Consider the following 21403-nt stretch of genomic DNA (forward strand, 5'->3'; position numbering starts at 1 on the left):
CCTTTTTAAAGTTCGGAACAAGCCGCCATTTGACTTGATGAAGACTTAGTGTAGACACAATAGTTTTAGTAGTAGTTGTTTACACTCCCAAACTTGATTTTGCTATGTTTAGCAAGGTGGAACTGAATTGCTGATTTTTACGGTTGCAAGATTGCGCCAGATTTTTCCATCAATGGTTAAGAGTAATGACAGTTTGTTATGTCTCCAAACGAGGTAACTATGGCTCAATATCAAGAAACCACACAAATTAACGCTCTGCCCCTATCCACCGCCATCACTAACCGAGGCGTTGCTGCTACTGAACTGCGTCCTTGGGGTTCTTTTACTGTTTTGGAAGAAGGGCGCGGATACAAAATCAAGCGCATCGAAGTCAAGCCTGGACACCGCCTCAGTCTCCAAATGCATCATCACCGCAGCGAACATTGGATTGTTGTATCTGGTACAGCTAGGGTAGTTTGCGGTGATAAAGAAGTACTGCTGGGCAATAATCAGTCAACTTATGTACCTCAATGTACATCTCATCGTCTAGAGAATCCTGGCGTAATTCCCTTGGTGTTAATTGAAGTACAAAATGGTGAATACTTAGGTGAAGACGATATTATTCGTTATCAAGATGACTATGCTCGTACTGAAAAGTAAAACTCAGTATAGAAATAATCAAGGTGTAACGGCTTAGCGCTAAAAACGAAATAACACAACTGTGCCAACCGTCTTAGGTCATAACTGCGCGCAAAATGTCCCTACCTAGTCTAGGCAGGGATATTTTACTGTTATAGGACTTATACCAATTCGCAATTCGCAAGCGGGTTCGCCGTTAGGCGTTCTCGTTCCCAAGGGAGAGGGTTCCCACTTTCTTAGAGTAGCCGCGCCAAGCGTCTACAGCACTCAACACTTTGCTATATAGCGAGATATTTAAACTAAGTCATGCGGTAGCTGAAGCTGATAATGTGTAATATTTAAAATGGGGTATTCTATTGCCAAAACTAATTCCATGATTAATCTGAGTCCAGCAGCCGTCAGTGAAATTGGGCGATTAAAGTCAAAGCAGCCAAATGCCTTGCTTAGATTAGCAGTTAAACCAGGTGGTTGTTCCGGTTTGTTTTATGATATGTCCTTTGATGAAACGGTAAAAGCTGATGATCGCCTCTTTGACCTCAATGGCATTCAAGTAGTCATAGATGCCGAAAGCTTAGATTATGTCAATGATTTAGCCTTGGATTATTCCGAAGATTTGATGGGCGGAGGTTTTCGCTTCCATAACCCCCAAGCGATCGCCACCTGTGGCTGTGGCAATTCCTTCTCGGTTAGTCAATAGTCAATAGTCAGTTGTGAGCGGTAAAAAACAACTGACCTTTACGGGTGACGCTCACAGGCTCGCGCTAACGCTCTTGATATCGGCAGTTGCGCGGCTGTCTCTTAACCGCAAGGGCGCACTGCCTCACTACTGACAACTGACAAATCTCAATTGACATAAAACCATAAAAAAAGCTATAATCAGGATTTGTTAAAACTTAGACCTCTAAGCAGCTTCACGCGCTGTGACTCATGCCAACAATACAGCAACTCATACGTAATGAACGCGAAAAAGCGCGTCAGAAAACCAAGTCTCCAGCTCTGAAGCAATGCCCACAAAGACGGGGTGTTTGTACCAGAGTATACACAACTACACCTAAAAAGCCTAACTCAGCTCTACGCAAAGTAGCAAGGGTCAGACTGACTTCTGGATTTGAAGTTACAGCCTACATTCCAGGAATCGGTCATAACTTACAAGAGCATTCCGTTGTGATGATTCGTGGCGGTCGGGTTAAGGACTTACCAGGTGTGAGATATCACATTATCCGTGGTACTTTGGATACAGCTGGAGTCAAAGACCGCAAACAAGGTCGCTCCAAATATGGAACCAAGCGCCCGAAAGAGGGAGCTAAAAAGTAAAATAGAGGCGATTAATCGTGTTTGAGCCGATTAACCGTCTCACCCGTAAGGGTAAAAAAGCAGAAAAGCAATTTGTGTTGGCTTTTCAATAAATCAAGCTGCACCCTTGAGAGGGCGAGCAAATCTAGGGAATTTTAGGTAGCATCCTGTAAGTGACAGCAGTATTTTGAGCGAAATCTTAAGGTTTTTAATGTTGTCGCCTTGTATGTCTAAATTGTGGGCAACAAGTTAATTTGTCAGCTGTGCTGCAACTGTAGAAAAAATTAAGTTAAGTCTGAGCGGAGGCTGTCACCGCTTAGAGTCCAGTGTTTGATAGCATATAATTTCGTTGCCAAATCTGAATTAAAGGTTGAAGTATGTCTCGTCGTGGTGTTATTCAAAAGCGCCCAGTTCCGCCTGACTCAGTGTATAACAGTCGCCTTGTGAGCATGATCATCAGGCGGATTATGCGTCATGGAAAGAAATCCCTAGCAGCACGTATCGTTTATGATGCGCTGAAAACTGTTGAGGAACGCACTGGAAACCCTGCTTTAGAAACCTTTGAAAGAGCGGTGCGGAATGCAACGCCTTTAGTAGAAGTAAAAGCTCGCCGAGTCGGCGGTGCAACATATCAAGTACCAATGGAAGTGCGTTCAGACCGGGGAACCACCCTCGCACTACGTTGGCTAGTACAATTTTCCAGGTCTAGACCAGGCCGCACAATGGCAAGCAGATTGGCCAATGAATTACTTGACGCTGCCAACGAAACCGGGAATGCAATTCGCAAGCGGGAAGAAACACACCGCATGGCGGAAGCTAACAAAGCCTTTGCCCACTATCGTTACTAAGTAAAGAAGCGATATATCGTACTTATAGAGCGATATATCGTGAAATTACAAAAATTAAAGACGGTTTTCCGTAGAGTATAGAATCTTAACAAAGAGTAATATACAAGATATCATGAGGCAAAAACTATAGGAGGCTACTGTGGTACGTACAAACCCGCTAGAGAGAGTACGCAATATCGGTATTGCGGCGCATATAGATGCGGGCAAGACAACAACAACAGAGAGAATATTGTTTTACTCTGGGATAATTCATAAAATTGGTGAAGTTCACGAAGGAACTGCTGTAACAGACTGGATGGATCAAGAGCGGGAGCGGGGAATCACCATCACTGCCGCTGCAATCAGTACCAGTTGGAAAGATCATCAAATAAACATTATCGATACTCCAGGTCACGTAGACTTCACGATTGAAGTTGAACGTTCCATGCGCGTGTTGGATGGTGTAATCGCAGTATTTTGTTCTGTGGGCGGCGTGCAACCACAATCTGAGACAGTGTGGCGGCAAGCAGACCGTTACAAAGTGCCTCGCATAGCCTTTGTGAATAAAATGGATCGCACAGGAGCGGACTTTTATAAAGTTCATGGTCAAATGCGCGATCGCCTGCGTGCCAACGCCATTGCTATCCAACTGCCAATTGGTAGTGAAAATGATTTTAAGGGTATTGTTGACTTGGTACGGATGCGTGCATATATATACGCCAACGACCAAGGCACTGATATTCAAGAAACAGATATTCCAGCAGAATTGCAAGACAAAGCTGAAGAATACCGCACCCAACTGATAGAAGCGGTGGCAGAAACAGACGACGATCTGATGAGCAAGTACTTCGAGGGCGAAGAACTAACAGAAGACGAAATCCGTACTGCCCTGCGTAAAGGCACAATTGCGGGTACTATTGTGCCAGTACTTTGCGGTTCAGCATTCAAAAACAAAGGCGTGCAGTTGATGCTGGATGCAGTTGTAGATTACCTGCCAGCACCAATTGATGTACCACCAATTCAAGGTGCGCTGCCAAATGGCGACACTGTAGAGCGTCGGGCTGATGACAACGAACCCCTATCAGCTTTGGCATTTAAAATCATGGCTGACCCTTACGGTCGCCTGACCTTCGTTCGCGTTTACTCTGGTGTCCTGAAAAAAGGTAGTTACGTTCTCAACGCTACTAAGAACAAAAAAGAACGGATTTCCCGTTTGGTGGTATTAAAAGCAGATGAAAGACTAGATGTCGAAGAGCTGCGAGCAGGTGACTTAGGGGCTGCGTTGGGGTTAAAAGACACCTTGACAGGTGACACATTATGTGATGAAGGGTCACCAGTAATTCTGGAATCTCTATTCATTCCTGAGCCTGTAATCTCGGTGGCGGTTGAACCCAAAACCAAGAACGACATGGATAAACTATCCAAGGCTCTGCAATCTCTTTCAGAAGAAGATCCAACCTTCCGGGTCAGCGTCGATCCAGAAACCAACCAAACAGTAATTGCAGGGATGGGAGAACTCCACCTGGAAATCCTGGTAGACCGCATGTTGCGTGAATTTAAAGTGGAAGCAAATGTTGGTGCGCCACAAGTAGCTTACCGCGAAACAATTCGCAAACACGTCACCAGAGTCGAAGGTAAGTTTATCCGCCAAAGTGGTGGTAAAGGTCAATACGGTCACGTTGTGATCGATTTGGAGCCAGGAGAACCCGGTACGGGCTTTGAATTCGTATCCAAAATTGTCGGTGGTGTTGTACCTAAAGAGTACATTGGCCCCGCAGAACAAGGAATGAAAGAAAGCTGCGAATCTGGTATTTTAGCCGGATATCCGCTAATTGATGTCAAAGCAACACTAGTCGATGGGTCATACCACGATGTAGACTCTTCGGAAATGGCCTTCAAAATTGCTGGTTCAATGGCAATGAAAGAGGCAGTATTAAAAGCTTCACCCGTACTCTTAGAGCCTATGATGAAAGTTGAGGTAGAAGTTCCCGAAAACTTCCTTGGGGATGTTATGGGCGACCTCAATTCCCGTCGTGGGCAAATTGAGGGCATGGGATCTGAACAAAGCATTGCTAAAGTGACTGCTAAAGTCCCATTGGCAGAAATGTTTGGCTACGCCACCGATATCCGGTCGAAGACCCAAGGTCGCGGCATCTTCTCAATGGAGTTTAGCCACTACGAAGAAGTGCCTCGCAACGTGGCTGAGGCAATCATTGCAAAAAGCAAAGGGAACGCTTAATTAAAAAAGGAAACGAGCATTCATGGCACGCGCAAAGTTTGAAAGAACTAAAACCCACGTTAACATCGGTACCATTGGCCACGTTGACCACGGTAAAACAACATTAACAGCAGCTATCACCATGACCTTGGCAGCTTTGGGTCAAGCCCAAGCAAAAAAATATGATGAAATCGATGCTGCTCCTGAAGAAAAGGCACGGGGTATTACCATCAACACAGCTCACGTTGAGTATGAAACTGAAAAACGCCACTATGCTCACGTAGACTGTCCAGGACACGCTGACTATGTGAAGAATATGATCACAGGTGCAGCCCAAATGGATGGAGCTATCCTTGTAGTTGCTGCTACCGATGGGCCTATGCCCCAAACTCGTGAACACATTCTGTTAGCACGTCAGGTGGGTGTTCCTAAGCTAGTAGTCTTCTTAAATAAAGAAGACATGATGGAAGATGAAGAACTGCTAGAGTTGGTAGAACTAGAACTGAGAGAACTTTTAACAGAGTACGGTTTTGATGGTGATGATATTCCCATCATTAGAGGTTCAGGTCTACAAGCTCTCGAAGCAATGATCGCCAATCCTAAAACCAAACGTGGAGAAAATCCCTGGGTAGATAAAATCTATGCACTCATGGACGCTGTAGATACTTACATTCCTGACCCAGAACGCGATATTGATAAGCCCTTCCTGATGGCTGTAGAAGACGTATTCAGCATCACAGGTCGTGGTACTGTGGCTACTGGACGTATCGAACGCGGCAAAGTTAAGATTAACGAAACCGTCGAGCTAGTTGGTATTAGAGATACTCGTAGCACTACCGTCACCGGAATCGAGATGTTTAAGAAGAGTCTCGATGAAGGTATGGCTGGTGATAACGCCGGTGTACTTTTGCGTGGTCTGAAAAAAGAAGATATTGAGCGTGGTATGGTGCTGGCAAAACCTGGTTCCATTACCCCTCACACCGAATTTGAAGGTGAAGTATACGTGCTTACTGAAAAAGAAGGTGGTCGTAAGACTCCATTTTTCACAGGCTATCGTCCTCAGTTCTACGTGCGGACAACTGATGTAACTGGTACTATCCAATCGTTTACATCGGATGCAGGCGAAGCAGTGGAAATGGTAATGCCAGGCGATCGCATTAAGGTGACTATACAACTGATCAACCCGATCGCCATCGAGCAAGGGATGCGCTTCGCTATTCGCGAAGGCGGTCGCACCATCGGTGCTGGTGTCGTCTCTAAAATTCTCAAGTAGCACCTTTTTGATTCCATAACAAAGGAGCAGGGATAATCAGATAAATCTCTGCTCCTTTCTCTTCCCTCTATAAAGTGATTGGGGATTGGGTATTAGGTATTAGACAGAAAAACGCTCTTTAATGAAGTAAATTCCTTCCCAGTCCCCAGCCCCTAGTCTCCAGTCCCTAGTCCCCAGTCCCCTTAAAACTCAGAACCTGGACAATTTAAGATGGCAACTCTACAGCAGCAGAAGATTAGAATTCGTTTACAAGCTTTTGACCGTCGGTTATTAGATACATCTTGCGAGAAGATTGTAGATACAGCTAACCGCACTAACGCCACAGCTATAGGCCCGATTCCTCTACCAACAAAACGTAAAATCTACTGTGTGCTGCGATCGCCTCACGTAGATAAAGATTCGCGCGAACACTTTGAAACCCGCACCCATCGCCGGATTATTGATATTTACCAGCCTTCGTCTAAAACTATTGATGCCCTGATGAAACTAGACTTGCCATCGGGTGTGGACATTGAAGTCAAATTGTAATTTGTCAGTAGTCAGTCGTCAGTGGTCATTAACAACTGACTACTGACCCTTACGGGTGACGCTCGCAAGCTCGCTAACGCTCTTGCTAACGGCAGTTACTCATGGGGGAGACCCCCAAGACCCTTCGGGTGACGCTCCTGCGTCGCTAACGCTACGCTAACGCCAGTTGCTCCACTTGGGCAAAGCCCAAGACCGCACTGGACTCACCGTACTGCCTCACAACTAACAACTAACAACTGACTATTTGTACCAATATTTACCTAGCCCTGAAATAAATTTCTTCAGGGCTTTTTATTGGCTGGGAAACAAAATGATAGAATGTAAACAAAGTACGGGAAAAGCAGAGAAGAATAAATTTTTAAAGATTAAAATTATACCAAGGTAAAAATGACATTTTCTTCTAAAATTGCAGTCCGTGAACTACCTCTGTTCCCGTTACCTGAAGTAGTTCTGTTTCCCACTAGACCATTACCTTTGCACATCTTTGAATTTCGCTACCGAATCATGATGAACACGATTCTGGAGAGCGATCGCCGATTTGGAGTGTTAATGGTTGATCCAGTCAAAGGCACAATTGCGAATGTTGGTTGCTGTGCAGAAATAATTCATTACCAACGGCTGCCAGATGACCGGATGAAGATGTTGACATTGGGACAGCAGAGGTTTCGTGTTTTAGAGTATGTTCGTGAAAAGCCCTACCGTGTGGGCTTAGTAGAGTGGATTGAAGATCACCCACCTGCTAAAGATTTGCGCCCTTTGGCAAATGATGTAGAACAACTTTTGCGAGATGTTGTGCGTCTGTCTGCTAAATTAACAGAACAAAATATAGAACTGCCGGAAGAATTGCCTGATTTGCCAACAGAGCTATCTTATTGGGTAGCAAGCAACCTCTATGGTGTAGCAGCAGAGCAGCAGTCATTGTTAGAAATGCAAGATACTGCCGCTCGCTTAGAACGAGAAGCAGAAATTTTGACTTCTACTCGTAATCACTTGGCAGCTCGCTCTGTTCTCAAAGATACTTTTAATCAAAACTCATGAGTTAATAGTCAATAGTCCAAAAATTTGTGACTATTGACTATGCACTTATAATTCCAGAGGGCTGATTGGCAAAACATTGTAGCTGCCAAAAATTTTAATGACTTCTGTGTAGGTAGTTAATTGTTCTAAAGCAGATTGCATTTGTGCTGAGGTGGTGTCTGCTTCTAGGTCAATGAAAAATAAGTATTCTCCAAGTGATCGCTTTGTTGGGCGTGATTCAATACGGCTAAGATTAATATTTAATTGAGCAAATACTTGCAGGGGTTTAACCAGCGCTCCCGGCATGTTACTAGGTACAGTAAAAGCAAGGGAAGTATGACTAGCATCTGCTGAAGATATATGGTAGTCTGCTTCTGTTTGACTTTGACTAACTACCCAAAAGCGAGTACAGTTTTCTGGATAATCGTTAATCCCACTGGCTAAAATAGGCAGGTTGTAGAGTTGAGCGCCTCTGCTAGATGTGATCACTGCTGCGGTGTTATCACTTTCTAAATACTGTAGCGGCTCGGTTGTGGAATTAGTAGGAATCAACTTCACAGTAGGGAGAAACCTTTCTAACCAACCTTGACATTGTGCCAAAGCTTGCGGGTGAGAATAAACAGTTTTAATGCTGTCTAAACCACTAGCACAAGAAATTAAAGTATGGACAATGGGCATGACCAAAGCCAACTGAATTCGCAAATTGTCCAACTGCCAAAGTGTATCCATTGTCATGGTTACACTCCCTTCTATAGAATTTTCCACTGGTACAACAGCGAGTTGGGTGTATCCTACAGCAACAGCTTGGAGTGACTGGGCAATGCTAGGATAGGGGCATAAGGTAGCTGCAATTCCTGTCTTCTTGATTAGTGAATTAACATAGAAAATAGCTGCTTGTTCAGTGTAAGTGCCCCGAGGCCCTAAATGGGCAATGGATAAGGTCATAAGTTAAGCCTGAGTTATCTGTTAGCTCTATAGACTATATCTTAGGAAAATCAAGCCTTTATTCATTAGTAAGATTGGTTTAATAGTCATTATTGTTTTGAGTGACACAATGATACAGTTTATAGCTGTATTCGCCAGCAGATTTTCCATATTGGTTGTCACGGAAACATTGCTGAGATTCCAAATCTACTGGAGTGCGAAATTCTATCAACCATAAATCTAAAGGTCGTGGAATTTTAGTAAGGTGTTCGCGAAACACTTGCATGGCTTGGGTATATTCTTTAGTCTCTGGGTCTTGATGAGCTAAGAAAAACTGAAAGTTTTGGGCAGGTAAGTGTTGGAATTCCCAAGCTAACCCCATCATTCTACCAGTTTGTCCATGATGAATGTGGTTAGTAGCAATTAGTACTTTATCTGGAGATACTTTTTGGATCAAAGAAGCGAGGATGTCAGGACGTTGGTTTTGCAGATAGCCCAAATTCCAAACTACTGTCACCCCTCCCAGCATTGCCATCAGCCAAATGATGCTGACCGCAACTTTGCCATTCACAAACGGCCAAAATTTCTGTTTATACTGGTTTAAATTCTTTATTCGATACCAACAGCCTGCTAATGCAGCACCCAAAAGTAAAATTATGACTGGTGCATAGATAAATTGGAAACGAGCAGCTAAGGTTAAATCCTTGCCTAGACCGTAGGTAAAACACAGGCATAAAGCGATCGCACCGATGACATACCCACTCAAGATTTGCATGGCTAGATACGTATCAGGCTGTTGCTGCTGTATTTTTAGCCCATAAGTGAGATAAGGTAAGCTCCACAGCAAAAACAGCAAAGTTACTAAACCAGAAACAATCACAATCACCATAGGTAAATTTGTGATTGCTGAAGGTAGCAACAATAGCATACTCATAGCCCAAAGTAGTAATCGTCCTATTGGTTCTAACCATCTAAGATGAGGATTGCTACTCGCAACCCAGTTTGTCAGTTCATTGTCAGGAATACTTTTCAGGACGGGTATCCAAACAAGACATCCAATCAATGTTCCCAAAGTAACTAACACAATACGCCACCAATAGCTGTGTAAGTCAGCACCTCTACTCTGCTTAATTTTTCTCCAAATTTGCCACAGCAGCACAAAGCCTTCACCACACAGAGTCAAAGTGAAAAAATAATGGGTGGCTACCCCTAAACTGTTGATTACTACCCAAGCTAATACTACCCAAATAGGCAAAGGTTTTTGACGATGGATAGTCTGAATTGCTGTGATAAAGCAACATAGAGAAGCAATCACTAGCAAAATTACCAAAGTGTAATGACGCGCTTCTCTAGCTAGGAAAACAGCGTAGGGAGAAACTGCCATTATTGCTGCTGCCATCTGACCAACCAACTTAGAACCAAAGGCTAAATAGCCAAAGCCAAACATAGCAGGAATTGATGCAACCCCCAATAAAGCACTCAGCGATCGCGCTGCCCAGATTGAAGCTAGTTCTCCTGTAGGTGAAAATAATTTCATCCAGAAATGGGCTAGGGCAAAATAGACCGGAGGATGAGTACTTTCATCAAGCAGATGTTGGATAACAGCGCTGATTCCAGCAGTAGCAGTAGGTTGCAGTGGCTGCATGAGAACATCTGAACTAATGAACTGATTCAGCGGTACTGTGCGAAAACTATTGCCCAAGCTAAAAACGATCGTTGCACACTCATCAGTCCAAGGAGGTAGAGATTCTAGACGCAGAAAGCGTAGACCAGTGCCAATTGCTAACCATAGCAGCATTAGCAATAAATGATGATGATTCTTCATTAACGCGATGTCATACCAGTTGCAATCAAAAATAGTAATTGAAGTCTGGGAAGATCAGCGGGAGTAATTAAGTAATTGTTCAGAAGCTTACCACTGGATTGGTTTTTGCGAGAAGGCATTTCCCAAGGATTCCAAAAGAATAATTGGCCAAATCTACCTGTGGGGATTGAAATGGCTTTTGTGACAGACGATATAGTAACAGCTTTTGCGCTTGCCATAGAAACTGGGGCTGTGGTTATTGTAAATCTGAAAGCTAAGTATTAAGGCAAGGGCAAATAGTGCCTTATGTACCCGATTTACACAGCATTCCCCTTGAAATTCTAAGTAATTCAGTGGAAAAAAATCTAACTCTGTAAAGAAAAATCAAGCAGGTTAAATACTTTATTCATTTTCTGTTTTCCTTATCTGTCTTGGGGAATCACTTGACAAGTGACACTAAACATGGGTAATTTGAACTAAATAATTACCTACCACTTAAGCTATAATTTATCTTTCTGAAGTTGTAAAATAAAATTTATAAAACTATCTCAATGATGAATGGTAACTATAAAAAAATATAGTTTTTAAAATAAATCAGTCGAGATAAATAGTGTTTTTAGTGAATTAAAATTAATAAACATAATAAATTAATTAATAATAGAAGTATTAAACAATTATTTCCAGGAACTCATGGCTACCAAGTTTACTGCCTCTCAATCGGTAGAAATTGCTGTACCACAGCAGCCTATTCCCATTCAGCACTACTTGCGTCAGCCTCAACGTTTGGTTAATGCTTTGGTTGACAGCAGCCGTATTCAGCAGCTTTCTGAGGAAGTATTTCGCTTAAAAATGCGTCCTCTGGCTTTTATGTCCGTAAGTATTCAACCGACTGTAGACATGAGAGTCTGGGCAGAATCAAATGGAATAATTTATTTGCGATCGCTCTCGTGTGAAATCGTTGGTTTAGAGTACATTAACCAGCGCTTTACTCTCAATTTACAGGGGCATTTGTCTCCCTACCAGCGAAGTACTGGTACGCGCCTCCAAGGAAAAGCGGATCTAGAAGTACAAGTGGATCTACCACCGCCATTTTCTCTGACTCCCAAACCAATTTTAGAAGCTACTGGTAATGGTTTACTCAAGAGTGTGCTGGTGACAGTTAAGCAAAGATTGCTTCATCAATTGTTGGCAGACTATCGCAATTGGGTCATTTTGCAAACAAAACAAAAAGCGCTAGGTGATAACAGTGCTGATCTACCAATCTTCAATATAGAGTAATGTTGTATTTGCTACATTGTAGGAGGCAGGAGTTAGGAATAAGGAGTGAGGAGTTAGGAGTAAAGAATTATTCCCCTCATCTCCCCATTTCCTTATCTCCTCATTGTTCTCCCTCACTTAGAATACAGGACTAAATTTGGCAGGGACTAAAGGACTTGCGATGTAGGGGTGAGGGGCCATATTCTCGCAATGCCAACAAATGCTTTTGGCTGCCGTAACCTTTGTTACGTGCTAGGTCATACATCGGATACTTGGATGCTAGACGTAACACCAACTCGTCACGCCAAACTTTAGCCATAATACTAGCTGCGGCAATAGAAAGCGATCGCTCGTCCCCTTTCACTATTGTTTGTTGCGGCACGAGCAAATCTTTGACTAACTGATTACCATCAACCAAACAAATTTCTGGCTGTACCTTCAGCTTCTGTACAGCCCGCTTCATAGCTAACAGTGTAGCCTGCAAAATATTTATTCGGTCAATTTCGGCAGTAGAAGCAAAACCTATTTTCCAGTCAATTGCCAGCACCGAAATTCGCTGTGCTAGCTGAGTTCTACGAACACTAGACAGCTTTTTACTGTCTTTTATATCAGCTGCCATCAGTTCGCTCAAAGCACTAGCTGGTAGGATCACAGCTGCTGCAACTACAGGGCCAAATAAGGCACCTCGCCCGACTTCATCCACGCCAGCTACCAACCCTGGAATAGCTGACATGGGCGACAATTCCAACCAACTCGATTCACTCTTCAGTGCTGACATAATTAAAAATTAAAAATTGAGAATTAAAAATTTTTAATTTTGCATTTTTAATTTTTAATTTACTCTTGGAAGGACGTATCCTCTACCGCAGAGGAACGACGGCGGCGGCGACGGCTAGCAGTAGTGGTGCTATTTGCTTCAGTTTCCTCTGAAATTGGTGGTATTTCTGTTTGCTCAGATGTATTTTCGGGCAAGGATGGCTCTTTGATTACAGCTTGTACTGTATTTGTCTTGACTTCAGTATTGTCTATTTCAGAAACAGCTGAGTCTGTTGTTGATTCCGTGGGTACAGTTGGCTGTTGTCCAGGCTGAACAATGTTAATAATTACAGACTTAGGATTTTTGACTTCGCGATCTAACTTGACTAGAGGCGAAACTCCCATCAAGGCAAAAACATCCTGTTCTTCTAGGCTCATTTCTACAGTTCTAATTTCCGGTGGTTCTACCACTGGTTTAACTGGTTCTACCTTGGTAACTACTTTGTTACGTTCTGCCCGTTCAGTCCAACCTGATTTGCCCAAGGTGGGTGAGGGAATATCTGGCGTTGTACCTAGTTCTGCTTCGCCATCTAAGTCTAAGTCTGGCTCATTGTCAAAACCCAGTGGATTAGTACTAATCCGGGGTTCATCTTTCCCATTTCCCCCATTGATGCCAATGCGTCTACGACGGGTGCGTGTAGTACGTTTGTTCTGATCGCCAAGTTCTTGATAGCTGGGATGATTAATTAAATTCAAGCCGCTCAAGTCGGAATCGGCATCAAATCCTTCACTAAAGGTATCGTAGGTTTCTCTTGGTTCCGTAATTCGCGCAGTTGGTAGACGTGGTTCTCTGTGAGGCAGAGATACAAAACGTTCTGGGATTTCTGCTGTGGTTGGTAATCGGCTTTCAGTTTCTCCAGGCAGACGTACAGTATGTCCTAAACCACCACATGTGGGGCAAGTTTCACCAAACAGTTCGTAAATATTTTGACCTTGGCGCTTGCGGGTCAGTTCTACCAAACCGAGTTCGGTTAGTTGGGCAATCTGAGGACGAGCTTTGTCTGCTTTGAGTGCTTTATTGAAGTGTTCTAGAACCTGTAATTGGTCGCGTCGCGATTCCATATCAATGAAGTCAACGACGATTACCCCGGCAATATTCCGCAGCCGTAACTGACGGGCAATTTCTGTTGCTGCTTCACAGTTTGTCCATAGAACTGTTTCTCTAGCTGTTGCCGATCGCGTAAAGGAACCAGAGTTGACATCGATTACTGTTAATGCTTCAGTCGGCTCAATGATGATGTAACCGCCAGAAGGTAAGTCTACTCTGGGTTTGAGAGCTTCTCTAATAGCGGCATTAATGCGGAAATATTCTAAAATCGGAGAGCGATCGCGGTGATGGTCAATTAACAATCCTTGTGGTGTCTGACCACCACTCCAGTTCTGCAAATACTGTTTGACCCGCTTCAACCCAGTACTGGAATCCACAACGATGCGATTCACATCCGCACCGTACATATCTCGCAATACGCGCTGGATAAAGTCATCGTCTCGATTTAACAAAGCTGGGGCACGGGTAGAATGGGCTTCTTGCTGAATTGCCTCCCATTGCTTTTGCAGCACCTCCAGATCTTCCATAATTGCTTCTTCTGGTTTGCCTTCAGCTTCGGTACGCACTAGCAAACCCATACCTGCCGGTTTGATCAAGATTGCCAGGGCCCGCAAGCGGTTGCGTTCACTTTCACTCTTAATCCGCCGCGACAAGTTTACACCCCTACCATAGGGCATCAATACAACATACCGCCCAGGTAAAGTAATGTTACCAGTGAGCCTCGGCCCTTTTGTCCCTGTTGGCTCCTTCATTACTTGCACCAACACTTTTTGCTGTGGTGCCAATAATTCTGTGATGGCTGCTGCTGTTCGCTTCAGCTTTAACGGCCCCAAATCAGTTACATGAATAAAACCGTTGCGTTCTGGATCGCCAATATTGACAAAAGCCGCATCTATCCCAGGTAATACATTTTCTACTACGCCTAAATATATATCACCTATTTGGTGATGTCCTGTGGCTACAACGAGTTCTTGTATTTGATCTTCAGAAAAGACAGCAGCAATTTGATGCTGCTCAGCGATGATAATTTGTTTTGGCATTCAACTTCCTCAAAAACTGGCAGCACCATAGGCTTGGAGGTTTGTTATGCCTCTCGCCCCTGTTAGCCCTCAAAGGCGCTGCTGATAATAAAAATTGTGAATCTAAGCTCAAAATTAAAGAGCTATTGGCTAAGGAATTGCGTTTACACGCCTGATTATTCCAGAACGGCTGCATATTGTTTAAGTAAATAAATCAACCGTCCGTGGTTGATTCTTGATGTGATACCTTCACCACCTAGGGATTAGGCATTCAGCAGGTGTTTTAAAAGCATAGAGTGAGAGTTGCCGACGGAGCCTGTTATTAGTTACTAGTTCACAAGCTAGCTATAAACAGAGAGCATTCTTTAATCTGCCTGTTGTTTGTCTGGGATAAAATCCTAGAAGTTGCACTCTAATATCTTTGCTTTCGCACCCTGAATATCAGGGTAGTGAACCAGTTCATTCAATGCAGCGCCAGAAAATTTCTCTTCACCCTATTCTAACGCAACCTTGCCAAAAATCAATTCCCATGATGTGTGTCACGTCAGGGCAAGTACTAGCGAGTTATCCTTGGGGGATTATACTCCTAAAATTAGCTGATTGCGATGAATGTGAAGAAGTTGAAATTCTTCACCAGAGACTACTTCTAGCATCCACAGGATTTGTTCCGAACGCAACAGCACACCGTCGGGGCGACAACTGCCCACATAACGCAGTATAACTGTTGATTCTAAATCGCTAGTGTTGGTTTGTACTAATTCTAGTTCAAACAAGCGTGAGCGCAGATTTACTTGCTGGCTCTTGCCTGACTTAGTTGTTTGTTCGTACCATAGCTCATTTTTTGCTTTGATTGTATCAATCCATTGTTGCCATTGTGCAAGTGTTGCCTCACCAACTGCTGCTACAGTAATCAAATACTCTGCGGCCTCTATGGCTTGGCTGGCAGCACTAGCTTTTAAATCTACCTCTACCACATCATATATGGGTATATCTTTTGGTAGTTCTCTAGCCAGTTTTTCTTTGAAAGTAGCAACTGGCACTAGCTGAGTTAATTCAAAATCCACAATTTCACCACTGCTGGTAGCTCCCAAAGCTAAGGCATTGGCTACAGATATCCGGGGAGACGGATGAAATCCACCCGTAAAAGCTACTGGTAAACCTGCTCGCCGGATCACTCGGTCAAATAGACGCATTAAATCTAAGTGACTCATCAAAGCCATATCGCCCTGTTTACCAAACCACACACGCAAACGTTGTACCTTGGTTGTGTTGGGGACAAACTCGCCAGCAAATTGTGGAATTGCAGGTGGCTCAATCACGATGTTATGACCAAAATCTGTGCCACAAACACCACAGTGAGAACAACCTTCAAAAGAGCAGTCCGGGACAGTTGCAGCTTCGAGAGCGCGTTGTAAGTCCTCTAAGAGCCACTTTTTATCAATCCCCGTGTCGATGTGTTCCCAAGGTAGGGGAGTGTCAAAGGAGTTAAGAGTTAGGAGTGAGGAGTTAGAAGTTAAAAGTTGAGTATTTTCTTCTCCTTTGCGCCTCTGCGACTCTGCGTGAAATAGATTCCACTCACCATTTTCCACTTGGCGATATTTCCAATCTAAACCGGCTTGGGCGATCGCAGACCCCCAAGCACTAAAAGCTTTATCTAAACTGTCATACCAGGAATCCATACCAGCGCCCAATTCCCATGCACGACGCAGTACTTTCCCTAAACTGCGATCGCCTCGTCCGATAAAGTCCTCCATGGCCGAAATTCGTACATCGGTAAAATTTACCTTTACTCCTCTAATCCTGCGAAATTCTTGCCGCAGCAAGTTTTGCTTGCGTTGAAATTCCGCAGTGGAAACTGAGTGCCACTGAAATGGTGTATGAGGCTTGGGCGTAAAGTTAGAAATTGTCAAGTTGAAGTTTAAGGGCTTTCGTCCTCTAGCTCGACATTCTCTTTGCAACCAGCTTACTGTTTCGGCAATGCCCACGACATCGGCATCTGTCTCACCCGGTAAGCCGATCATGAAATATAACTTAATTTTGTCCCAGCCTTGCTCCCAAGCAGTTTTCACACCCTGCAATAATTCTTCATTCGTCAAACCTTTGTTGACGATATCTCGCATTCGCTGGGTTCCCGCTTCTGGCGCAAAGGTGAGTCCACCTTGTCGCGTACCGCCAAGAATGTTGGCGATATTTTCGTCGAATCTGTCTACTCGTTGGCTAGGAAGAGATAGAGAAATATTCTCATTTTTTAACCGATTTTTGATTTCCATCCCTACTGCTGGGAGGGACAAATAATCAGAACAGCTCAGAGATAGTAGCGAAAACTCATTGTAACCAGTTGCCCGCATTCCCTGTTCAATGGCTTCTACTACTTTCTCTGGTTCCACATCTCTAGCTGGTCGGGTGAGCATTCCTGGTTGACAGAAGCGACAGCCACGAGTGCAACCACGTCGAATCTCAATTGTCAAGCGATCGTGTACAGTTTGTACGTAGGGAACTAATCCGATGGAATAAGCTGGTATTGGGGTTGCGACTCGTCGCAAAATGCGTTTTGGCACATCTGGGCGATTGGGATGTACTGATCCATCTGCCGCAATATCATAGAACTGAGGAACATATACACCCGGTATTTGTGCCAAGTCTAATAAAGTCTGTTCGCGACTCAAGAGAGCTTGTTTGGCTTCTTCCAACACTAAACCGATTTCTGGTAGGAGTTCTTCACCATCTCCAAGGGCGAAAAAGTCGAAAAAGTCAGCGTATGGTTCTGGGTTTGAAGTTGCCGTCTGTCCCCCGGCAAAAATTAAGGGATAAGGAGAATTAGGAGTAGCAAATTCACCTCTGCCCCCCTGCTCCCCTGCTCCCCTACTTTGCTGTCTTTCTCGCCAGGTTAAAGGAATTCCGGCTAAATCCAACATTTCTAGAATGTTAGTTGCACCCAGTTCGTAACTGAGACTAAAACCTAAAATGTCGAATTCTAAGAGCGATCGCTTGGACTCTACAGCAAACAAAGGTGTATCGGTTGCTCTGAGTTTTGCTGCTAGGTCTTGTCCTGGTAGGTAGGCGCGATCACATAACTGCCGTGGTTGAGCATTCAGGATGTTATACAGGATGATATGCCCTAAATTGGATGCTCCGACTTCATATACTTCTGGGTAGGTTAATACCCAGCGTATCGCTGCCGTATCCCACGGCTTATGTACTGATAAGCGTTCGTTACCAAGGTAACGCGCTGGCTTTAAAATATCCGATGTTATTAATTTTTCAACTGCAACAGCCACTGTGCTATCTTTTAGCTTTTTTAATTACAGCCAATCACCTCCAACTTAGCATTGATTAGGTCTTTCAATCAGATTTATTCTGACAAGTTACAACTGTTTTACACCAAATTGGTGTCAAGCCACATTTTATGTTATAATAGTGTGTTGAAATTCACGCTAATGCTAAATTTACTTCCTCTTCGAGGATTTCAAAAACCCCATCTAGTTGCGTTAGTTCAAAAATAATTTTGATTGATGGGGAGACAGAGCAAAGCCTGAAACTCCTTCCTAAGCTCTGAGCTAGCTTGAGTGCAGACACCAATGCCATTAGACCTGAGCTATCTAAGGATTCTACTGCTGCTAAGTCTACTAACAAGATGGAAATATCATCTTGGGTCAACGCCCTTGTGAAGTCTCGTTCCAATTCCAGGGCATTAGTGGCATTGATAAAGCCCTGAGGACGAATAACGGTTATTTTTGGACACTTTAGTAAAGCTTCCATTATTGACATTAGAGTTATTTAAAGTTTAAGTCTAGGTTTATTTGAACATAAACTGTTTTTCCTAACATCGACCATATGTCTTAGAACTCTTTGCTGAATCTTTATTGCTTTACTACTTCTGTTTAAAGATTGTCATAAAGACAAGGGCAAATGTGTTTTTCTATACTTTTTTTTTAGCTGAGTTCAAAAACAATCAGCATAGACAGCAATCATCGCAGATCAATTCACCGTATCTATGCTGAGAAAGTTTAAATGGTCTGTAACTGAAGCCAATTGAGCCAAGATGTATAGCTGGGTTAAACGCCTTAACTTTCACATTTATTGATGGTATATTGCAGAGTTAATGGCAAGGTAACTATCTAGTTACTTTGTGATCTATATCACCATTTTTGATGTATATAGATCACATTTTATACCTAGATTTCTCTTGGAAAATTTAGTAGTATATACTGTTGGATTATTACTGATGAGAACTAAGTACGTTATCCGTCAATTGGTAGAGAAAGCTCTTTACATTCAAAAACTAACTCCTGAGATAGAAAATGAAATCAACTCAGAACTAACTGAGAATGGTTATATATCTGATGTTGATTATGAAGCTCTGGAATTATTAATGGCAGAGATGGATGCTGGTAGAATTAAGTTGGTTCCTAGCTGGGGATATTAAGTAGATGCGCGTAAATAAACTTAACTAGTGAGGGTCGTCAGTTGTCAGTTGTCAGTGGTCATTAATAAGGGTTTTAGGTGTATTTACTTTTCGTAAAATAGTTTGGTTTATTCTTGCCTACCTGACTTGAAAGTGCTGTAGACGCTTCTGCGGGAAGCCGCAGGTGGAGCCACTGCATTGCGGGGTTCCCACGGCAGTTGCTCATGGGTGAGACCCCCAAGACCGCACTGCCTCCCCGTTGTTTGCTCGAAGAGCGTTCCCACCAGGAAGCATAGCATGTGGCGTTGCTGAGTAAAAGTCAATGAGTTAGAAAAGTAAACTTTCATTGCTTCTGATGTACACAGTTTATAATGCCTACTTAGTTCTGATTATTGACATTGCTGCTTTTTCGGTATTTCAAGTTGATTTTGACAAGAAGTAGAATCAAAGCTTCACAATAATTAACATTAGTTGTAGTCACAGCAGTACCGATCAAAAGCACTTCGGCGATCGCTGGTATTTTTCTGTGATGTTGACTATATTTAACTGCCTGGTGTGGCGTAAACTGTGCTAATGAGCATCTACATTTGCATTAGTAGTAAGTCGCCATGCAGCCCGCTAAACGCTTAGAAAAAATTCCTCCCTATTTGTTTGCTGAAATTAATCGTAAACGAGAAGAACTTGTAGCCAAGGGAGTTGACATCATTAATATGGCAGTAGGTGACCCAGATAAACCTACTCCTGCTCATATCCTCCAGGTAATGCATGAGGCGATTGATGACGCTTCCACCCATAATTATCCACCTTATCAGGGTATGCAAGAATTCCGGGAGGCAGCTGCATTGTGGATGGAACGTCGGTTTGGGGTGACTGGGTTAGATCCAAATACTGAGATTATTTCTTCTATTGGTTCCAAGGAAGCAATACACAATACCTTTTTAGCCTTTGTGGAAGCAGGAGATTATACGCTGATACCAGATCCTGGTTATCCCGTATATCGAACTTCCACAATTTTCGCTGGAGGTGAGGCTTTTACTATGCCTTTGAAGCCAGAAAATAAATTTTTGCCTAATTTGAGTGTTATTCCTGAGGAAATTGCTTACAAGGCAAAACTCTTGTGGATTAACTATCCTAATAATCCGACTGGGGCTTTGGCAACGCTAGAATTTTTTGAGGAATTGGTAGCTTTTTGCAAGCAGTACGACATTTTGTTATGTCACGACCATGCTTACTCAGAAATGGCATACGATGGCTACAAACCTCCAAGTGTGCTGCAAATTCCAGGAGCGAAAGATGTAGCTATTGAGTTTCACAGTTTGTCTAAGTCGTACAATATGACAGGCTGGCGGATTGGTTTTGTAGCTGGTAATGCCATCGGTATTGCAGGCTTACGACAAGTAAAGACAAATGTTGATTCTGGAGTCTTTAAGGCAATTCAAAAAGCTGCGATCGCAGGTTACTCTACCAGTGAAACGGAACTTCAAGGCTTGATGTCAGTTTATCAAAATCGCCGCGACATCATCGTTAAAGGACTACAATCTCTAGGTTGGCCAATTGAACCCCCGAAAGCGACCCTTTACGTTTGGGTACCTGTTCCCCCTGGATATTCCTCAGCCGAATTTGTCAGCTTACTACTTGACAAATGCGGCATTTTGGTCGCTCCTGGTAACGGTTATGGTCAAGCAGGAGAAGGTTTTTTCAGGATAGCCCTAACCATAGCTGATGAGCGAATGCATGAAGCAATTCAACGCATGAAGGATGCTGGTATTCGCTACGCCTCATAAAGGGACTGGGTACTGGGTAGCGGGGACTGGGTATCAGGAAGAAAAAGTAATACGATTTTGGATTTTAGATTTTGGATTTTAGATTCTTACCCCACTCCCGGCTCCCGACTCCCTCTTGATATGCTTGCCATAGTTGGTGGATAAACTGATTGAACTGCTGCTTAGCGGCTAAATCAGGCTCACCTTTTGGTTCTTTTAACAAAACTTGAGTCAATAGGGTAATAACTTCTGTGTCTAAAGCTGGTCGAAATAACTCGACAGGCCAAAGCAGGTCAGATGCATCTCGCAAGTCAGTAGTTAGCGGTTGTTCCTCGGTGTGGGTGACTAGCAGTAATGGACGCACCCAGCACAACTGGCGGGAAACTACAACTTGAATGACTTCTGCATACAGATTTCTGTCGCCATGCTCTAAACAGACAATTTGTCCTGGTTGAAAGTTGAGGCTGATCTCCATAATTAGGCTATTAGTGCAGTGGCATGGATAGTATTGCAGCTTCCTTAATTTTACGAGAATGAGATTGTGTTGACTGATAACTGATGACTGATGACAGTCAACGACCTTTACAGGTGAT

The 21403-nt window shown here is 43.4% G+C and carries 20 protein-coding genes; 12 read left to right on the forward strand and 8 right to left on the reverse strand.

The features are described 5' to 3' along the window. Positions 1-219: 219 nt before the first annotated feature. The 8 genes from I8748_RS09615 to I8748_RS09650 all read left to right on the forward strand — a co-directional run bounded on the left by I8748_RS09615 (position 220) and on the right by I8748_RS09650 (position 7795). Positions 220-639, forward strand: a complete 420-nt coding sequence (locus I8748_RS09615; RefSeq protein ID WP_198124453.1) for a phosphomannose isomerase type II C-terminal cupin domain — start codon at positions 220-222, stop codon at positions 637-639. Positions 640-991: 352 nt separating this feature from the next. Continuing rightward, positions 992-1315: a HesB/IscA family protein gene (locus I8748_RS09620; RefSeq protein ID WP_198124454.1), complete on the forward strand. Its 324-nt coding sequence runs from the start codon at positions 992-994 to the stop codon at positions 1313-1315. Between the two features lie 230 nt (positions 1316-1545). Continuing rightward, positions 1546-1932, forward strand: coding sequence for a 30S ribosomal protein S12 (rpsL, locus tag I8748_RS09625; RefSeq protein ID WP_198124361.1), 387 nt, complete (start codon positions 1546-1548; stop codon positions 1930-1932). A gap of 356 nt (positions 1933-2288) precedes the next feature. After that, positions 2289-2759, forward strand: a complete 471-nt coding sequence (gene rpsG / locus I8748_RS09630; protein ID WP_198124362.1) for a 30S ribosomal protein S7 — start codon at positions 2289-2291, stop codon at positions 2757-2759. Between the two features lie 139 nt (positions 2760-2898). Further along, positions 2899-4977, forward strand: coding sequence for an elongation factor G (gene fusA / locus I8748_RS09635; protein WP_198124363.1), 2079 nt, complete (start codon positions 2899-2901; stop codon positions 4975-4977). 22 nt (positions 4978-4999) lie between these two features. Then, positions 5000-6229: an elongation factor Tu gene (tuf, locus tag I8748_RS09640; RefSeq protein WP_198124364.1), complete on the forward strand. Its 1230-nt coding sequence runs from the start codon at positions 5000-5002 to the stop codon at positions 6227-6229. A 210-nt stretch (positions 6230-6439) separates the two neighbouring features. Continuing rightward, positions 6440-6757, forward strand: coding sequence for a 30S ribosomal protein S10 (rpsJ, locus tag I8748_RS09645; protein ID WP_010998474.1), 318 nt, complete (start codon positions 6440-6442; stop codon positions 6755-6757). 387 nt (positions 6758-7144) lie between these two features. Continuing rightward, positions 7145-7795: an LON peptidase substrate-binding domain-containing protein gene (locus tag I8748_RS09650; protein WP_198124365.1), complete on the forward strand. Its 651-nt coding sequence runs from the start codon at positions 7145-7147 to the stop codon at positions 7793-7795. A 45-nt stretch (positions 7796-7840) separates the two neighbouring features. Here the strand turns inward: I8748_RS09650 and pheA are convergent, their stop codons facing one another. Next, positions 7841-8719, reverse strand: a complete 879-nt coding sequence (pheA, locus tag I8748_RS09655; protein WP_198124366.1) for a prephenate dehydratase — start codon at positions 8717-8719, stop codon at positions 7841-7843. A gap of 79 nt (positions 8720-8798) precedes the next feature. After that, positions 8799-10523, reverse strand: a complete 1725-nt coding sequence (locus tag I8748_RS09660) for a glycosyltransferase family 39 protein (RefSeq protein WP_198124367.1) — start codon at positions 10521-10523, stop codon at positions 8799-8801. A 75-nt stretch (positions 10524-10598) separates the two neighbouring features. On the opposite strand from I8748_RS09660, the gene I8748_RS09665 reads away from it, so the two are divergent. Continuing rightward, positions 10599-10787, forward strand: coding sequence for a hypothetical protein (locus I8748_RS09665; RefSeq protein ID WP_198124368.1), 189 nt, complete (start codon positions 10599-10601; stop codon positions 10785-10787). 405 nt (positions 10788-11192) lie between these two features. Next, positions 11193-11780: a DUF1997 domain-containing protein gene (locus I8748_RS09670; protein ID WP_198124369.1), complete on the forward strand. Its 588-nt coding sequence runs from the start codon at positions 11193-11195 to the stop codon at positions 11778-11780. 130 nt (positions 11781-11910) lie between these two features. On the opposite strand, the gene I8748_RS09675 is transcribed toward I8748_RS09670, so the two are convergent. The 4 genes from I8748_RS09675 to I8748_RS09690 all read right to left on the reverse strand — a co-directional run bounded on the left by I8748_RS09675 (position 11911) and on the right by I8748_RS09690 (position 18401). Then, positions 11911-12537, reverse strand: a complete 627-nt coding sequence (locus I8748_RS09675; RefSeq protein ID WP_198124370.1) for a ribonuclease HII — start codon at positions 12535-12537, stop codon at positions 11911-11913. A gap of 59 nt (positions 12538-12596) precedes the next feature. Beyond that, complete coding sequence (locus tag I8748_RS09680) at positions 12597-14663, reverse strand: Rne/Rng family ribonuclease (protein WP_198124371.1); 2067 nt, start codon at positions 14661-14663, stop codon at positions 12597-12599. 557 nt (positions 14664-15220) lie between these two features. Next, positions 15221-17920 carry a TIGR03960 family B12-binding radical SAM protein gene (locus I8748_RS09685; RefSeq protein WP_198124372.1) on the reverse strand — a complete coding sequence of 900 codons (2700 nt, stop codon included), beginning with the start codon at positions 17918-17920 and terminating at the stop codon, positions 15221-15223. Positions 17921-18071: 151 nt separating this feature from the next. Continuing rightward, positions 18072-18401: an STAS domain-containing protein gene (locus tag I8748_RS09690; protein WP_198124373.1), complete on the reverse strand. Its 330-nt coding sequence runs from the start codon at positions 18399-18401 to the stop codon at positions 18072-18074. Between the two features lie 466 nt (positions 18402-18867). On the opposite strand from I8748_RS09690, the gene I8748_RS09695 reads away from it, so the two are divergent. Continuing rightward, positions 18868-19068, forward strand: coding sequence for a hypothetical protein (locus tag I8748_RS09695; protein ID WP_096560228.1), 201 nt, complete (start codon positions 18868-18870; stop codon positions 19066-19068). 107 nt (positions 19069-19175) lie between these two features. On the opposite strand, the gene I8748_RS09700 is transcribed toward I8748_RS09695, so the two are convergent. Continuing rightward, entirely contained in the window at positions 19176-19394 is a 219-nt protein-coding gene (locus I8748_RS09700; protein ID WP_198124374.1) for a hypothetical protein, read from the reverse strand. Between the two features lie 261 nt (positions 19395-19655). On the opposite strand from I8748_RS09700, the gene I8748_RS09705 reads away from it, so the two are divergent. After that, entirely contained in the window at positions 19656-20831 is a 1176-nt protein-coding gene (locus I8748_RS09705; RefSeq protein ID WP_198124375.1) for a pyridoxal phosphate-dependent aminotransferase, read from the forward strand. A gap of 64 nt (positions 20832-20895) precedes the next feature. Here I8748_RS09705 and I8748_RS09710 read toward each other — a convergent pair whose 3' ends face one another. Further along, complete coding sequence (locus I8748_RS09710; protein WP_198124376.1) at positions 20896-21285, reverse strand: hypothetical protein; 390 nt, start codon at positions 21283-21285, stop codon at positions 20896-20898. Positions 21286-21403 lie beyond the last annotated feature (118 nt).

This window comes from Amazonocrinis nigriterrae CENA67 (assembly GCF_016056305.1).
Classification (GTDB): domain Bacteria; phylum Cyanobacteriota; class Cyanobacteriia; order Cyanobacteriales; family Nostocaceae; genus Amazonocrinis; species Amazonocrinis nigriterrae.

Coding starts and splice junctions, on each gene's coding strand:
- I8748_RS09615 (WP_198124453.1), top strand. CDS start 220: ATGGCTCAATATCAAGAAACCACACAAATTAACGCTCTGCCCCTATCC.
- I8748_RS09620 (WP_198124454.1), top strand. CDS start 992: ATGATTAATCTGAGTCCAGCAGCCGTCAGTGAAATTGGGCGATTAAAG.
- rpsL (WP_198124361.1), top strand. CDS start 1,546: ATGCCAACAATACAGCAACTCATACGTAATGAACGCGAAAAAGCGCGT.
- rpsG (WP_198124362.1), top strand. CDS start 2,289: ATGTCTCGTCGTGGTGTTATTCAAAAGCGCCCAGTTCCGCCTGACTCA.
- tuf (WP_198124364.1), top strand. CDS start 5,000: ATGGCACGCGCAAAGTTTGAAAGAACTAAAACCCACGTTAACATCGGT.
- rpsJ (WP_010998474.1), top strand. CDS start 6,440: ATGGCAACTCTACAGCAGCAGAAGATTAGAATTCGTTTACAAGCTTTT.
- I8748_RS09650 (WP_198124365.1), top strand. CDS start 7,145: ATGACATTTTCTTCTAAAATTGCAGTCCGTGAACTACCTCTGTTCCCG.
- pheA (WP_198124366.1), bottom strand. CDS start 8,719: ATGACCTTATCCATTGCCCATTTAGGGCCTCGGGGCACTTACACTGAA.
- I8748_RS09660 (WP_198124367.1), bottom strand. CDS start 10,523: ATGAAGAATCATCATCATTTATTGCTAATGCTGCTATGGTTAGCAATT.
- I8748_RS09670 (WP_198124369.1), top strand. CDS start 11,193: ATGGCTACCAAGTTTACTGCCTCTCAATCGGTAGAAATTGCTGTACCA.
- I8748_RS09675 (WP_198124370.1), bottom strand. CDS start 12,537: ATGTCAGCACTGAAGAGTGAATCGAGTTGGTTGGAATTGTCGCCCATG.
- I8748_RS09680 (WP_198124371.1), bottom strand. CDS start 14,663: ATGCCAAAACAAATTATCATCGCTGAGCAGCATCAAATTGCTGCTGTC.
- I8748_RS09690 (WP_198124373.1), bottom strand. CDS start 18,401: ATGGAAGCTTTACTAAAGTGTCCAAAAATAACCGTTATTCGTCCTCAG.
- I8748_RS09695 (WP_096560228.1), top strand. CDS start 18,868: ATGAGAACTAAGTACGTTATCCGTCAATTGGTAGAGAAAGCTCTTTAC.
- I8748_RS09700 (WP_198124374.1), bottom strand. CDS start 19,394: ATGAAAGTTTACTTTTCTAACTCATTGACTTTTACTCAGCAACGCCAC.
- I8748_RS09705 (WP_198124375.1), top strand. CDS start 19,656: ATGCAGCCCGCTAAACGCTTAGAAAAAATTCCTCCCTATTTGTTTGCT.
- I8748_RS09710 (WP_198124376.1), bottom strand. CDS start 21,285: ATGGAGATCAGCCTCAACTTTCAACCAGGACAAATTGTCTGTTTAGAG.